The following is a 12,342-nucleotide window of genomic DNA, read 5'->3' as shown; positions in this document are numbered from 1 at the left end:
AAGAGACGACAGTACACCGTATCAGGGTATTCGGACGGTGTGTTCGAGGACGCCAACACCTTCGACCTCGATTTCGACCTGGTCACCATCAGCCAGTGGTCCGACGCCCTCAGGTGTGCCGGTCGCGATAACGTCGCCTTCTTCGAGGGTGAGATAGGTCGTGATTTCGGCGATAAGTTCGGGAATGGAGAAAATGAGCTGACTTCTGGAACCGTCCTGTTTCAGGTCGCCGTTGACTCGAGACCGGACGTATGCCTCCGCGGGGACCTCATCGGGTGTGGCAAGCACCGGACCGATGGGAGCCGCCCCGTCGAAGGCTTTTCCGCGCACCCAGTTTTGTTCCTGGCGCTGATCGTCACGATTCGAGAGGTCGTTCACGCAGGTGAATCCGGCGACGACATCCATCGCGTCGGCCTCGGATACGTTCCGACACTGTTCGCCGATGACGACGCCGAGTTCGGCCTCGTAATCGATTCGCTCTTTCCCCGCGGGAACGGTGACGCTCGAGCCGTGCGTCGCGATGGTGTTCGGTGGCTTCAAAAAGAGCAGCGGGCGGTCGGGCACGTCGGAGTCCATCTCCGCGGCGTGGTCGGCGTAGTTCCGACCGATGCAGACGATTTTGGATGGTTCACAGGGAGCGAGTATGTCGATGTCGTCGCTTTCGAATTCGTACGTCGTGTCGCTAACGTGAATGACACCGTCCTCGAGGCGGCCACGTCGCACGGCTCCGGCAGGGTCGCGAATGCGAACGAAGTGCATACTCGAGGATTCGACCACGGGAGTAAAAACGTTCAGACACGCGCCCATGGTCATTTCGAGTGTGGATTGCTCGAGAAAACCCCATGACTCGAGTGTGGTACGGGATAGACTCACACCCTCGACTCGGAACGGAACGCTTTTTATTAGCCCCGGGAAAGCATTGGATGCGAACCCCGCTCCGTTGGTGTAGTCCGGCCAATCATTTCGGCCTTTCGAGCCGATGACCTGGGTTCAAATCCCAGACGGAGCACTTCTTCGTGAACTATTCCGTGAGCGAGGCGTGCGACCCTGAATTTGAAACACGGAACCCCTGCCTTCACCCTCGAGCACTCCCCACTCACAATTCACTCGAGTGATTCCGTCTAACTCGCAACCCACAAGACCCCTCGCCTCGAGAACCTGGATATGTACGAGGCCGTCCACGTTACGCCCGACGGCGAGGGGTCACTCGAGCGGTGGATCGAGACGGCGGCCAGATACGGGTACGAAGGGCTCGTGATTCGTAATCACGACGACTCGAGGGTGGATTCGGCGCGGATCGGAGACGCGCTCGCGGACGCGTCGGCCGGGATCGACGTCGTGAACGGAATCGAAATCAGAGCTGAGGACCCACATCAGGCCAGTGGCTCGGTAGGGAACTATCGCCCGGAACGAACTATTTTGACCATCCACGGCGGCACAAACGCACTCAATCGGTTTGCCGTCGAAACCGACAAAGTTGACGTGCTGGCCCATCCGATGGATGGCTCCGGCGACGTCAACCACGTGCTCGCGAAAGCGGCTATCGACAACGGCGTTCGCTTCGAGTTCTCGTTCGCACCGGTGTTGCGAACCAGCGGCGGGCGCCGCGTGCGTGCGATCCAGTCACTCAGAAAGCTGCGCGAAATCGTCGACTACTACGACGCGCCGTACGTCGTCAGCGGTGACCCCCGTAGCCCGCTCGAGTTGCGAGCACCGCGAGAACTGTGTGCGCTGGGAGAACAGCTCGGATTCGATTCGGCGTGGGTCGAGGCCGGACTCGAGGAGTGGGGCGAGCTAGCAACGAGGAACCGACGAATCCAGTCCGATTCGTTCATTGAGCCTGGAGTCGAACGGGGACGATATGAAACAGAGCGTTGAGGAACACGCAGCCCGATTCGACGAGCAAGCCGACGATTACGACGACACCGGGGCGCCCGAGTATCGAGCGTGTGCAAACCTGGTTATCGAGTACGCGAGCCCGGACCCAACCGATACCGTGCTCGATCTGGGTACGGGTACCGGGGCGATCGCACTGGCGCTCGCCGAGGACGCAGAACGCGTCGTCGGTCGAGACATCAGCGAGGAGATGATGAACGTCGCGCACAGCAAGGCCGAAGCGCGCGGCGTCGAGAACGTCACGTTCGCGTACGGGACGTTTCGCGAACCGAACTGGCCCGGAGACGACTGTGAGGATGCGTCTGTATCCGAGAACGACCCAGCGCACGTCGATATCGTCACGTCAAACTTCGCGATGCACCATCTCGACGATGCGGCTAAACGCGATGCCATCGAGACGATTGCGGGGCTCGAGCCACGGCGATTCGTACTCGGCGACCTGATGTTTTTCGACGAAGCTGATTCGAGCGCGTCGTTTTACGACCCTGCCGTCGACGACCCGGCGACCGTCGGTGTGCTCGCGGATGCGCTCACCGACGCCGGATTTTCGCTTACAGCCGTCGAACGCGTGCACGACCTCGTCGGCGTGCTGGTAGCGGAACGACCCCGGGAGGACGAGGCGTGAGTCCCTCTCGAGACGGGTCCACCCGGTCCCAACGCCAACATACAGGCGATCATTATCGATGAAACACCTCCCCAAGCATCTCCGGCCGCGCTGGCGCTATCTCGCGATTTCACTCGAGAGCCGTCCGGGGAGTTCTATCGACCGACGTGCGTTTCAGCGCGAACTCTGGTATGCGGGCCAGAACTTGCTTGGCGATCCTGGCAGCGCAGACGCTGATCTGACGGTGGTTCGATTTCGGTTCGGTGACGGACAGGGTGAAGCCATCGTTCGTGTTCGACACGGAATGGTGACCCCGGCGCGAGCCGCCGTCGCCTGTATCGACGCGGTCGATCGCCAGCCACTGGGCGTGCTGATCGCGGGGGTCAGTGGAACGATCCGGGCGGCCGAGTCGAAGTTTTAACGGTGGATGCGGAGCCACCGAGGACTGCGGGGTTTTGAACTTCCACGATCTGGGGGTTCTCTACTACACTCGAGCCATCCTCCGGTGATGTCGTGTCCGGCGTTGTTTCGGACCCGGTGAGGATGCCCCAGTAAGAAAACTATTTAGGACGCCACCGGTTAGGGTCGAAAGAGAGAAACGTCGTGTTCGATATCGCTGACCGTGTTGCCGTTGTACGGAATGGATTTGTAGACGGACAACGGGGGACGCGACGATCAACACGACAGCCCTCGACTGCGATCTAACGTGATACTATGCAGGGACAAGCCCAACAGCAGGCGTACGACCGCGGGATCACGATCTTCTCGCCAGACGGCCGGCTCTACCAGGTAGAGTACGCCCGTGAGGCGGTTAAACGTGGCACCGCGAGTATCGGCATTCGAACGGCAGGCGGCGTCGTCCTCGCGGTCGACAAACGGATTCCCTCGCCACTGCTCGAGGACTCGAGCGTGGAGAAAATCCACAAGGCCGACGACCACATCGGCATCGCCAGCGCCGGACACGTCGCCGACGCTCGCCAACTGATCGACTTCGCCCGCCGACAGAGTCAGGTCAACCACCTGCGCTACGGCGAACCGATCGGTGTCGAGACGCTGACGAAGACGGTGACAGACCACATCCAGCAGTACACGCAGGTCGGTGGCGCTCGCCCGTTCGGTGTCGCGCTCATCGTCGGCGGCATCGAAAACGGCGAACCGCGACTGTTCGAGACGGACCCCTCCGGAACGCCATACGAGTGGAAGGCCCTCGCCGTCGGTGCCGACCGCGGCGAACTTCAGGGCTTCCTCGAGGAGAACTACGACGAAGGTGCCGACCTCGACGGCGGCGTTAGCCTGGCACTCGAGGCGCTGGCCTCGGTCAACGACGGCTCGCTGTTGCCAAACGAGGTCGGACTGGCAACGATCGATGCCGAAACCGAGCGCTTCGTCCAGCTCGAAGACGACGAAATCGAAACCCATCTCGTCGAAAACGAGTTGCTCGACGAGGGCGAGGACGAAGACGAGGAAGCCGACGAGTAATCGGCTTCGAGGACTCACCTCGGTATCGACACCGAATACTCCGGTGACGGGAAACACTCTTGTAACTGCCCGCGGCTATCTTCGAGTATGATCTCGCTTGACGAGGCTGTCACCGCGCGACTCGAGTCTCACGGCGCGCGTTTCGAAGTGCTAGTCGACCCGGATGCGGCACTGGCGATCAAACGTGGCGAGTTCGACGGCGACCTCGAGGAGGTTATCGCTGCCGAGGACGTCTTCGATAACGCCTCGACCGGCGATCGGCCGGCAGAAAACGACCTCGAGGACGTATTCGACACGACGGATCCACTCGAGATCATCCCCGAAGTGATCAAACAGGGAGAGATCCAGATCACAGCCGACCAGCGCCGGGAGATGCAGGCCCAAAAGCGCAAGCAACTGATTACGACGATTGCACGCAACGCGATCAATCCGCAGATGGATAACGCCCCGCATCCGCCCGAACGAATCGACAACGCGCTCGAGGAGGCGGGCTTTACCGTCGAACCCATGGAGCCGGCGAGCGAGCAAGTCGATGACGCGCTCGAGGCTCTGCGGCCGATTATCCCGATTCGTTTCGAAGAAATTACGGTTGCCGTCCAGATCCCGCCGGAACACGCCGGCAGTGCGCAGGCGAAGATCCGTCAGTACGGTGACCTCGAGCGCGAGGAGTGGCAACCTGATGGCTCCTGGATCGGTGTCATCACGTTCCCGGCCGGGCTGCAAAACGACTTCTACGACGTGGTCAACGAGAACACGAGTGGCGAGGCAGAGACACAGGTTGTCAGCGACAAAGACGAACTCAGCACGAGATAACCGGCCGAATTTTTGGACTATCGTCACACTCGAGTGGAGCCGCCACCGCTGAGCGTTGCTGGACTTCCTCTAACTGCTATACGTGGGCGTTGTACCCCTGTTTCGCCGATTGTTTGGTGTACCGTTGGGCCGTGACAGTTTCCGTTCGATGTGGCCGAGTTGGGTGATTGTCTCTGCTCGATGCGTGTGACGCAACGTACCCACTGCGCGTTTGTAGACGGCGCTAGCGTCACCCGCATGGCCGGTATCGGAGGTTGTCTCGACGTTGAGCGGTATTGCGCTGCACACGGTCTGTTTTCGTTCTGTCGGTCGCGATCGTCACAATATATTGAGAATCTGATTGCTTTTCTCGGAGTGTCCCGTATTTGCTGTATGAGCGTCTTTGGTGAATTTACCGTCCCGTCTAATGAGTTCGCGCTCCACGAAACGCTCGAGGCGTTGCCCGATCTGATCATCGAAATCGAGCGTGTCGTAGCGACCGAGGAAGTACTGGCCCCGTATTTTTGGATTTCAGACGTAGATCCACAAACCTTCGAGCAGGTGGTGGCCGATGATCCCTCGATCAAGGGGATCGAACAGATCCACCGGTTCGAATCAGCGGCGTTGTATCGGGCGGAGTGGACGAGTCATCTCGAATCCGTGGCATACGTTTACACCGATATTCGGGCTGTCGTCCTCGAGGCGACAGGGACCGGAGAACGATGGGAGCTACAGATTCGATCCGATAGTCAGGAAGAACTGGGGGAGTTCCAGACTCATTTTGAGGAAAACGAGATTACCTTTCGGCTCAACCGATTGTACGAGGTGTCGCAACCGAAGACGGGTGCACAGTATGGGTTAACGCCAAAGCAACAGGAAGCCCTCGTCACAGCGTGGGAAAAGGGCTATTTCAAATCGCCCCGAGAGGCGTCGGCCGAAGAAATTGCGTCGGAGGTCGGTATTTCACAGCAATCATTGTCGAAGCGACTCCAACGCGCACATCAAGCGTTGGTTGAAAGTACGCTGATTCTTTCGGACGAGAGTGCGTAATCCTCGCGCTACTCGCCCTCACTTAATATCATGATAGTACAGTCGCCAGCCTCCTCCGAGCGGGGGGCGTGGTTATGGGTACGGTCAGTTCATGACTATGCACTCCACTCGAACGAACACGTTGATCGACACGGTGAACGACGAATATCGCCGACACAGTCTCGCCATACTGGCACGGAATCGGATGCTCACCGTGAACGAGTTGGCGACTCGGTTGGTCAGGGCGCTTACAGACGAGCGAACGCCCGAGAACGTTCGACAGACACAAATCGAACTCAAACACGTCCACTTGCCGAAATTACGAGAGGTGGGATTGATCTCGTATTCTCACGAGACGTGGCAGATACGCCTTCTCGAGGATGCTATCGACGAAATCTCGCCACTACTAGACATATTCCAGTCTGTCGAGTCCGACGAAACGACAAAACCGGTTGCAGGAACATAACAAACCGGGTCCACTCGAGAACTGTATCGTGATTGGGCCACCAACTTGTCCTTGGTGTGACACAGACAGGCACTCTGCAGTGAACAGTGTCGACAATTGGCGCTCGGTTGAGCGTTCTCCGAGAAGAACGCTTGTGAGAACCTGAGTAGCACCGTCTCGGGGGTTGCGGTGCTGATTTGCTCCTTGCGGAGGTTTAGTGTCTGAAGTTTGTCCATTGCACGGGGGACTTCACTCGCGTTTCACCACAGCGACGACAGAACAATTTCCCTTTTGATAGTGCGACAGTTATCCGCGTTTGAAGCCGATCAGAAAGCCCGCAGTAAACCCTGCGCCGACCGAGAGCGTCGAGATAATCGACTCGAGGAAACTGGCGTCGGCGCGCTCGGACGTGCTAATGAGCCCTCTCGAGAGGGCATCCCAGTCGACGAAGAGGATTCCCTGTGACTCGAGATACCGAAAGATGACGAGCTGGACGCCGATGATAACGGCGATGAGTTTTGCGATTTTCTTGGCGGCAAAGCCCATTAGCCCTCCAATAATGGCCCCGCCACCAAACTCGAGGCCGAGGGTTGTTGGGTCGAGATCTAACATCATGTTTCACACTCGGTTCGGTGGGCATGACTTTTGTGGTGACGAGACTGTCAGCAGATAATGACTTTTATCGTCTGGGGCGTTGCCACTCGGGTACTGTTGTAGCAGGTATTCGTGTATCGGTATGCGCGAAATATGTCTCGAGCGCGCTGCAACTGCGCCAAGGGATTCAAGAGTGTGCCCGGCGTACCAGTGATATGGGCAACGCGAAACGAATCGAGGTGAGTGACCGGCATCCCTGACGTGGGACGGTGTGGATGTCGATGGACCGCAATCGAAACTCGAGCCGTGTCTATGGCTCGAGTCGAGGGTAACTCCTCGCACCTCCTGCGAACAACTGTTTGTCACCGTCTACCGAACGGTGCGCGGCATCCGCCTCGAAGGAGAGCTGTCCATCCGTCTCGTCGATCGTTGAGACAAACGGGCAACAGACGCTCCCTGCGTGCAATGACTCCTCCGACCCCCACGAAAAACACCCACACATGAATACACACGAATCGACTTCCAGAGCGGACACAGAAGCTAACGGGGCCGCAGTAATCGCAAAGCGCGTCGACTCCGGCGTGCCGGACACGTCCGAGATCATCGATCTCGCCCGTGCCAGTGGCTACACAATCGCTGGCGTGATCACCCAGACGCGAACGGCAGACCCGGCGTTACAGCTTGGAGAGGGGAAAGCGAAAGAACTGGCCCAACTGGTCCGCGAGACCGACGCGGAGACGGTCATTTTTGACAACCGTCTCGGCCCGTACCAGACGTATAATCTCGGTCAGCTGTTGCCCGACGGCGTCGAGGTCATGGACCGGTTTACGCTCATTCTCGAAATCTTCGGACAGCGAGCCCAGACCAGAAAAGCCCAGTTACAGGTCGAACTCGCGGAACTGCGCTACGAACTGCCGCGTGCCGAAGCCAAAGTAAGTCTCGCTAAGCGGGACGAACACCCGGGCTTCATGGGGCTTGGTGAGTACGACGAGAGTCGCGAACGGGACATCAAAGCCCAGATCAGCCGGATCAACGACGAACTGGCCCAGATCGAACAGACCGAAGAACAGCGTCGGGAACGACGGCGTGACTCCGGGTTCGATCTGGTCGCGCTCGCCGGTTACACGAACGCCGGCAAGTCGACGCTGTTGCGACGGATGGCTCGCGATATCGACGTCGACGAAAACGAGGATCTACATCCCGATCTCGACGCAACCGCCGAGTCTCAGGACAAGCTGTTCACCACGCTTGGGACGACGACCCGCCGGGCGGATATCGAGCCACGAAACGTGCTGTTGACTGACACCGTCGGGTTCATCAGCAACTTACCGCACTGGCTGGTGGAGTCGTTCAAGTCGACGCTCGATTCAGTCTATCGGGCGGACCTCGTTTTGCTCGTCGTCGACGTGAGCGAGCCTATCGAGGACATCCACGAAAAGCTCGTGACCAGCCACGATACGCTGTACGAACGCAACGAGGCTCCGATCGTCACCGTCCTCAACAAGACCGACCAGATCAGTGAAGCCGAACTCGACGAAAAGCGCAACGCACTCTCGGCACTCGCTCCTGACCCGGTCGCCGTCAGCGCACAGACCGGGTCCAACATCGACGCCTTGCTCGACCGGATAGACGACGAACTGCCCGACTGGGAGACCGAACGCCTGGTCGTACCGATGACCGACGACACGATGAGTCTCGTCTCCTGGATTCACGACCACGCGACGGTCGACGACGTGACGTACGGCGAGGCGGACGTGGCGATATCGTTCGAAGCCAGACCGGAAATCATCTCGAGAGCACGGTCTCGAGCGAGCGAACTGCAAGCAACGGCATAGTTTTCGGGAATCCGATTCGATAGCGTTCCAGTAGCTATTTGGTATGGATACTGGACCTATATCCATTCGGCCCTCTTCGATCTCTGACGGGCCCTGTTGCAGTCCTCGGTCGATGCCAGTCTCGAATCAATGCTGCCAGGACCTTAGCCTATAAATGAGTGACGCGACTGTGTCTTCGCATGGAACGCGTAGCAATTATCGGCGCGTCGATGACCCAGTTCGGGCAACGGGAGGCGTGGATTCGCGACCTCATTGCCCAGGCCGGGAAGGGCTGCCTCGAGGATGCGGGCGTGGATTCGAGTGCGGTCGAGCATCTGTACGTCTCGAACATGTCGAGCGGTGAGTTCGAGGGGCAGGGCGGTATCATGAACATGCTCGCCCACGATCTGGGCGTGTTGCCGGCGTACAGCCAGCGGGTGGATCAGACGAGTTCGAGCGGCGGGGCAGGGATCTACGCCGCCTGGCAATCCATCGCGAGCGGCGCGAGTGAGATGACGCTTCTCGTCGGTGGCGAGAAGATGACCCACAAGACGACGGGCGAGGCGACCGACATCATCGCCTCGATCACCCATCCCGACGAGTACAAACACGGCGTCACGCTCCCGTCGTTCGCGGGGATGACCGCCCGACATTATCTCGAGCGCTTCGACGCTCCTCGGGAAAGTCTGGGCAAGGTGGCGGTGAAAAATCACAAAAACGGCGTGGACAATCCCCACGCGCAGTTCCAGAAGGAAGTTGACCTCGAGACGGTGCTCGAATCGCCCATCGTTGCCGATCCGCTGCGACTCTACGACTTCTGTCCGATTACCGACGGGAGCGCCGCGCTCATGTTCTGTCCGGAATCGGTCGCCAGAGAGTATACCGACGACTACGCCGTCGTCTCCGGGGTTTCGGGTGCGACGGACACCCACGTCGTGCACGAGCGCCCGGACCCGACGGTGATGAACGGCGTCGTCGAGAGTGGTAAAGGGGCCTACGAGATGAGCGGCTACGGCCCAGAGGACGTCGACGTGGCCGAACTACACGACATGTTCACGATTCTCGAATTCCTGCAGATGGAGGGGCTCGGCTTTGCCAGCCACGGCGAGGCCTGGAAGCGCGTCGAGGCTGGCGACACCGAGCGGTCGGGGTCGTTGCCGATCAACACGTCGGGCGGTCTCAAATCCAAAGGACACCCACTGGGGGCGAGCGGCGTCGCTCAGGGTGTCGAAATCTACGAACAGGTCGTCGGTGAGGCAGGCCCGCGGCAGGTCGATGCTGACGTCGGTCTCTGTTGTAACGTCGGTGGATTCGGCAACTGTGTGATCACGACGATTATGGAGGCAGGACAATGACGATGGAGGCGTTCGTTTACGCTGATGGCTCGGTCGGATTCCCCGGTCATCACCTCGGACTCGATGGCGAAGAACCGGTCGATACGATCGATCTGAGCGAGTACACGGCAACAGTCGTCACCTGGACGACGAGCACGGCGACACCACCCGGTGTTAGACAGCCCAACCATCTTGCTATCGTCGAATTCGACCTCGAGGATCACGAAGTCGACACGCCCGTCCGGGCGCTCGGACAACTGACGACCGGCGATGTCGAAAGCGGCGATACCGTTCGGCCGGTCTACGTCGACGAACTGCGGGACCCGACAGTTGGGATCAAAGCGGGCAGTGAACAGGAGTGGGACGGCTATCGGTTCGAACCGATTTCGGAGTGAATCGGTTCTCCATCGAGAGAACCGACGTTATGACCGCTCGAAAAGGTTTCCGGTAACGTCTCTGGGTGAGTTACAGTGAACCGTGTCGACGATGGGAGGCTGGCACAGGCAGCTGGAAAATTCACTACCCGTCGTCATTCGAGCGGTGATCGTCGGTGTCGTCACGTTCGCCATTTTGCCCGTTGTCACCCTTCCCCGAGTCGGTGTCGTCACGTTCGCCATTTTGCCCGTTGTCACCCTTCCCCGAATCGGTATCGTCGTTCCCCTCGTTGGCAGCCCTCGAGTCGGTATCGTCGTTCCCCTCGTTGGCAGCCCTCGAGTCGGTATCGTCGTTCCCCTCGTTGGCGGCCCTCGAGTCGGTATCGTCGCCTTGTGTGTCATCGTTCTCCGACGGCTCCTCGTCCGCTGGTGCGTATTGTTCTTTCAGGGTCTCGAGTTCGGCGTCGACATCGACGTCGACGGGAGAATCTTTCGACTCCGTCGCCCGCCCGCTCTCGTCTCGAGCCCCCGAGTCATCGTTCTCGGAGTGGATATCGATCCGGTAGGTTTCGGCGGCCGATTCGTCCGCTCTCAGTGAGTCCGACTGACGCTCGAGTCGTCTGTCGACTTCTCGACGGAGTCGTCTCGCATCTTCGAGCAGGTCTCGCGTCCGCTCGTCGGCTTCGAGTGAACCTCCCGAGACGGCTTCCTGTAACTCCTCGAGCGCGGAATCGAGATGTGCGAGTGTCGTCTCACGAAAGGCACTCGAGTGCTTCCTCGTTCGACTGGCAACGGCGTCGGCGTCGTCTCGCAATTCCTTGCTCCGACGGGTGGCCTTCAGTGTGCGCTGGAGCGCTTCGAGAGCTTTGATATTGAGTTTGAGGATACCGATTGTCGCCGGAATCGCGACTTCATCGCCGAAGGTGGCCAGTTCCTCGGGGGTTGGTGGTCGAAATCGTGGACGGGGACGTGTTCGTCCTCGCTCGAGGTCGACCCGAAGTTCGTCCAGGGTCGCTGTTAGCTCCCTGATGGCTGTTGTGAGTTCGTCGGTCCGGTCGTCCATACGATGAATTTGTCGTACAGACTGAAAAAATAGCCGATCAACCCTCCTGTCTCGAAACCGACCTGGTGCGGATGAGGTATATATTTCCACTACTCGGCGAAATAGATGATAGTAGCCGCAATATTTATTGCACTCCTAGATAATTTTCACAAAGGATGGAGGCAAGGCCACGGGGTGAGAACGGGGCAGTGTTTGCCCAGGCGCTCGAGTCACTCAAGCAGGAAGGCGCAAACATTCTGCTCGTCGGACCGGGTGCAAAAGCTGCCCACGAACGTGTCTGCTGTCGGCTCCTCGGTGAGTTGTCCGACCAGCCACGATATCGGCTGATCGTGACGGCCAGTGAAACGACCTACCGTGGCCACAGTTGCACCGCTGCAGAGACCGGGCCAGAGACACACGTTCTCGAAATCGCTCCACCGGCCGATGGGGAATCGTCTGCATCAACCGACAGTACAGATCCTACGGCGGAGAATCGATGTGAAACGGCGGCAGAAGAGATGCATCTCACCCATGCACCTGACGTTTCGTTGTCGGCTCTCGGATCCGCAGTGTTCGATGCCGTGTCGGAGATCGACGCCGGGTGTGGCGGACTCGAAGCGGCGGAACTTCGCGTCTGTGTCGACTCTCTCGTCCCGTTTTTGAACGAGTATCAGACAGAAGCTGTCTTTCGGCTTTTACACATGACGACTGCGAGTGTCAAACAGGTTTCCGGAATCGGACACTTCCACCTCCCGCTGGATGTTGACCACGATGCGGTCAACCTTCTCGAACCGCTGTTCGACGCGACTGTCGAAGTTCGAATCCGCGATGGAGGCTACGAACAACGATGGTGCCTTCGAGACAGCAACGGTCCAAGCGAGTGGCTCGAAATATAGGAGTCACTGTCCGCCAATACCGGGAGTCATCACGTGACAGAGA

At 59.1% G+C, this 12,342-nt stretch carries 13 protein-coding genes, 1 tRNA gene and 1 pseudogene; 12 read left to right on the top strand and 3 right to left on the bottom strand.

Annotated features, from left to right (window positions below):
* Positions 1–21: 21 nt before the first annotated feature.
* Positions 22–759 carry a fumarylacetoacetate hydrolase family protein gene (locus NLK60_RS05020; RefSeq protein ID WP_254809793.1) on the bottom strand — a complete coding sequence of 246 codons (738 nt, stop codon included), beginning with the start codon at positions 757–759 and terminating at the stop codon, positions 22–24.
* A 175-nt stretch (positions 760–934) separates the two neighbouring features.
* Between NLK60_RS05020 and NLK60_RS05015 the strand changes: the two genes are divergently transcribed.
* The 8 genes and pseudogenes from NLK60_RS05015 (at position 935) to NLK60_RS04980 (ending at position 6,266) form a co-directional block, all read left to right on the top strand.
* A tRNA-Glu gene (locus NLK60_RS05015) sits at positions 935–1,009 on the top strand.
* Between the two features lie 155 nt (positions 1,010–1,164).
* Positions 1,165–1,878, top strand: coding sequence for an RNase P subunit p30 family protein (locus NLK60_RS05010; RefSeq protein WP_254809792.1), 714 nt, complete (start codon positions 1,165–1,167; stop codon positions 1,876–1,878).
* The gene (locus NLK60_RS05005) at positions 1,862–2,521 is read left to right on the top strand and encodes a class I SAM-dependent methyltransferase (RefSeq protein WP_254809791.1); all 660 of its coding nucleotides are present in this window, start codon (positions 1,862–1,864) and stop codon (positions 2,519–2,521) included. The genes NLK60_RS05010 and NLK60_RS05005 overlap by 17 nt, the downstream gene beginning before the upstream one ends.
* A 58-nt stretch (positions 2,522–2,579) precedes the next feature.
* A pseudogene (locus NLK60_RS05000) lies at positions 2,580–2,918 on the top strand (Rpp14/Pop5 family protein); the annotation flags it as partial.
* A gap of 296 nt (positions 2,919–3,214) precedes the next feature.
* A complete protein-coding gene (psmA, locus tag NLK60_RS04995) occupies positions 3,215–3,979 on the top strand; it encodes an archaeal proteasome endopeptidase complex subunit alpha (RefSeq protein WP_254809790.1) in 765 nt (254 codons plus the stop codon).
* Between the two features lie 87 nt (positions 3,980–4,066).
* Positions 4,067–4,792: a ribosome assembly factor SBDS gene (locus NLK60_RS04990; RefSeq protein WP_254809789.1), complete on the top strand. Its 726-nt coding sequence runs from the start codon at positions 4,067–4,069 to the stop codon at positions 4,790–4,792.
* A 372-nt stretch (positions 4,793–5,164) separates the two neighbouring features.
* Positions 5,165–5,821 carry a helix-turn-helix domain-containing protein gene (locus tag NLK60_RS04985; RefSeq protein ID WP_254809788.1) on the top strand — a complete coding sequence of 219 codons (657 nt, stop codon included), beginning with the start codon at positions 5,165–5,167 and terminating at the stop codon, positions 5,819–5,821.
* Positions 5,822–5,912: 91 nt separating this feature from the next.
* On the top strand, positions 5,913–6,266 hold the full coding sequence (locus NLK60_RS04980) for a DUF7344 domain-containing protein (protein WP_254809787.1): 354 nt from the start codon (positions 5,913–5,915) through the stop codon (positions 6,264–6,266).
* Between the two features lie 285 nt (positions 6,267–6,551).
* Here NLK60_RS04980 and NLK60_RS04975 read toward each other — a convergent pair whose 3' ends face one another.
* Positions 6,552–6,857: an FUN14 domain-containing protein gene (locus tag NLK60_RS04975; protein WP_254810431.1), complete on the bottom strand. Its 306-nt coding sequence runs from the start codon at positions 6,855–6,857 to the stop codon at positions 6,552–6,554.
* A 482-nt stretch (positions 6,858–7,339) separates the two neighbouring features.
* Here NLK60_RS04975 and hflX point away from each other — a divergent pair, with 482 nt between their 5' ends.
* The 3 genes from hflX (at position 7,340) to NLK60_RS04960 (ending at position 10,382) form a co-directional block, all read left to right on the top strand.
* The gene (gene hflX, locus NLK60_RS04970; RefSeq protein WP_254809786.1) at positions 7,340–8,674 is read left to right on the top strand and encodes a GTPase HflX; all 1,335 of its coding nucleotides are present in this window, start codon (positions 7,340–7,342) and stop codon (positions 8,672–8,674) included.
* 179 nt (positions 8,675–8,853) lie between these two features.
* Positions 8,854–10,008 carry a thiolase family protein gene (locus tag NLK60_RS04965; RefSeq protein ID WP_254809785.1) on the top strand — a complete coding sequence of 385 codons (1,155 nt, stop codon included), beginning with the start codon at positions 8,854–8,856 and terminating at the stop codon, positions 10,006–10,008.
* Entirely contained in the window at positions 10,005–10,382 is a 378-nt protein-coding gene (locus NLK60_RS04960; RefSeq protein ID WP_254809784.1) for a nucleic acid-binding protein, read from the top strand. The genes NLK60_RS04965 and NLK60_RS04960 overlap by 4 nt, the downstream gene beginning before the upstream one ends.
* 124 nt (positions 10,383–10,506) lie before the next feature.
* Here the strand turns inward: NLK60_RS04960 and NLK60_RS04955 are convergent, their stop codons facing one another.
* Positions 10,507–11,424, bottom strand: a complete 918-nt coding sequence (locus NLK60_RS04955; RefSeq protein WP_254809783.1) for a DUF7547 family protein — start codon at positions 11,422–11,424, stop codon at positions 10,507–10,509.
* 155 nt (positions 11,425–11,579) lie between these two features.
* On the opposite strand from NLK60_RS04955, the gene NLK60_RS04950 reads away from it, so the two are divergent.
* Positions 11,580–12,299 (top strand): DUF7504 family protein, encoded by a 720-nt coding sequence (locus NLK60_RS04950; protein ID WP_254809782.1) that lies wholly within the window; start codon positions 11,580–11,582, stop codon positions 12,297–12,299.
* The last annotated feature ends 43 nt before the right edge of the window (positions 12,300–12,342 follow it).

The organism is Natronosalvus amylolyticus (assembly GCF_024298845.1).
Lineage (GTDB): Archaea > Halobacteriota > Halobacteria > Halobacteriales > Natrialbaceae > Natronosalvus > Natronosalvus amylolyticus.
Note: the sequence above shows the minus strand (reverse complement) of the source record. Positions and strands in the feature narration are given on the sequence as shown.

Bases quoted from the DNA above. Each gene is read 5' to 3' on its own strand.
- hflX (WP_254809786.1), top strand. From the start codon at position 7,340: ATGAATACACACGAATCGACTTCCAGAGCGGACACAGAAGCTAACGGG.
- NLK60_RS04960 (WP_254809784.1), top strand. From the start codon at position 10,005: ATGACGATGGAGGCGTTCGTTTACGCTGATGGCTCGGTCGGATTCCCC.
- NLK60_RS04955 (WP_254809783.1), bottom strand. From the start codon at position 11,424: ATGGACGACCGGACCGACGAACTCACAACAGCCATCAGGGAGCTAACA.
- NLK60_RS05005 (WP_254809791.1), top strand. From the start codon at position 1,862: ATGAAACAGAGCGTTGAGGAACACGCAGCCCGATTCGACGAGCAAGCC.
- NLK60_RS04975 (WP_254810431.1), bottom strand. From the start codon at position 6,857: ATGTTAGATCTCGACCCAACAACCCTCGGCCTCGAGTTTGGTGGCGGG.
- NLK60_RS05020 (WP_254809793.1), bottom strand. From the start codon at position 759: ATGCACTTCGTTCGCATTCGCGACCCTGCCGGAGCCGTGCGACGTGGC.
- psmA (WP_254809790.1), top strand. From the start codon at position 3,215: ATGCAGGGACAAGCCCAACAGCAGGCGTACGACCGCGGGATCACGATC.
- NLK60_RS04990 (WP_254809789.1), top strand. From the start codon at position 4,067: ATGATCTCGCTTGACGAGGCTGTCACCGCGCGACTCGAGTCTCACGGC.
- NLK60_RS05010 (WP_254809792.1), top strand. From the start codon at position 1,165: ATGTACGAGGCCGTCCACGTTACGCCCGACGGCGAGGGGTCACTCGAG.
- NLK60_RS04950 (WP_254809782.1), top strand. From the start codon at position 11,580: ATGGAGGCAAGGCCACGGGGTGAGAACGGGGCAGTGTTTGCCCAGGCG.
- NLK60_RS04965 (WP_254809785.1), top strand. From the start codon at position 8,854: ATGGAACGCGTAGCAATTATCGGCGCGTCGATGACCCAGTTCGGGCAA.
- NLK60_RS04985 (WP_254809788.1), top strand. From the start codon at position 5,165: ATGAGCGTCTTTGGTGAATTTACCGTCCCGTCTAATGAGTTCGCGCTC.
- NLK60_RS04980 (WP_254809787.1), top strand. From the start codon at position 5,913: ATGACTATGCACTCCACTCGAACGAACACGTTGATCGACACGGTGAAC.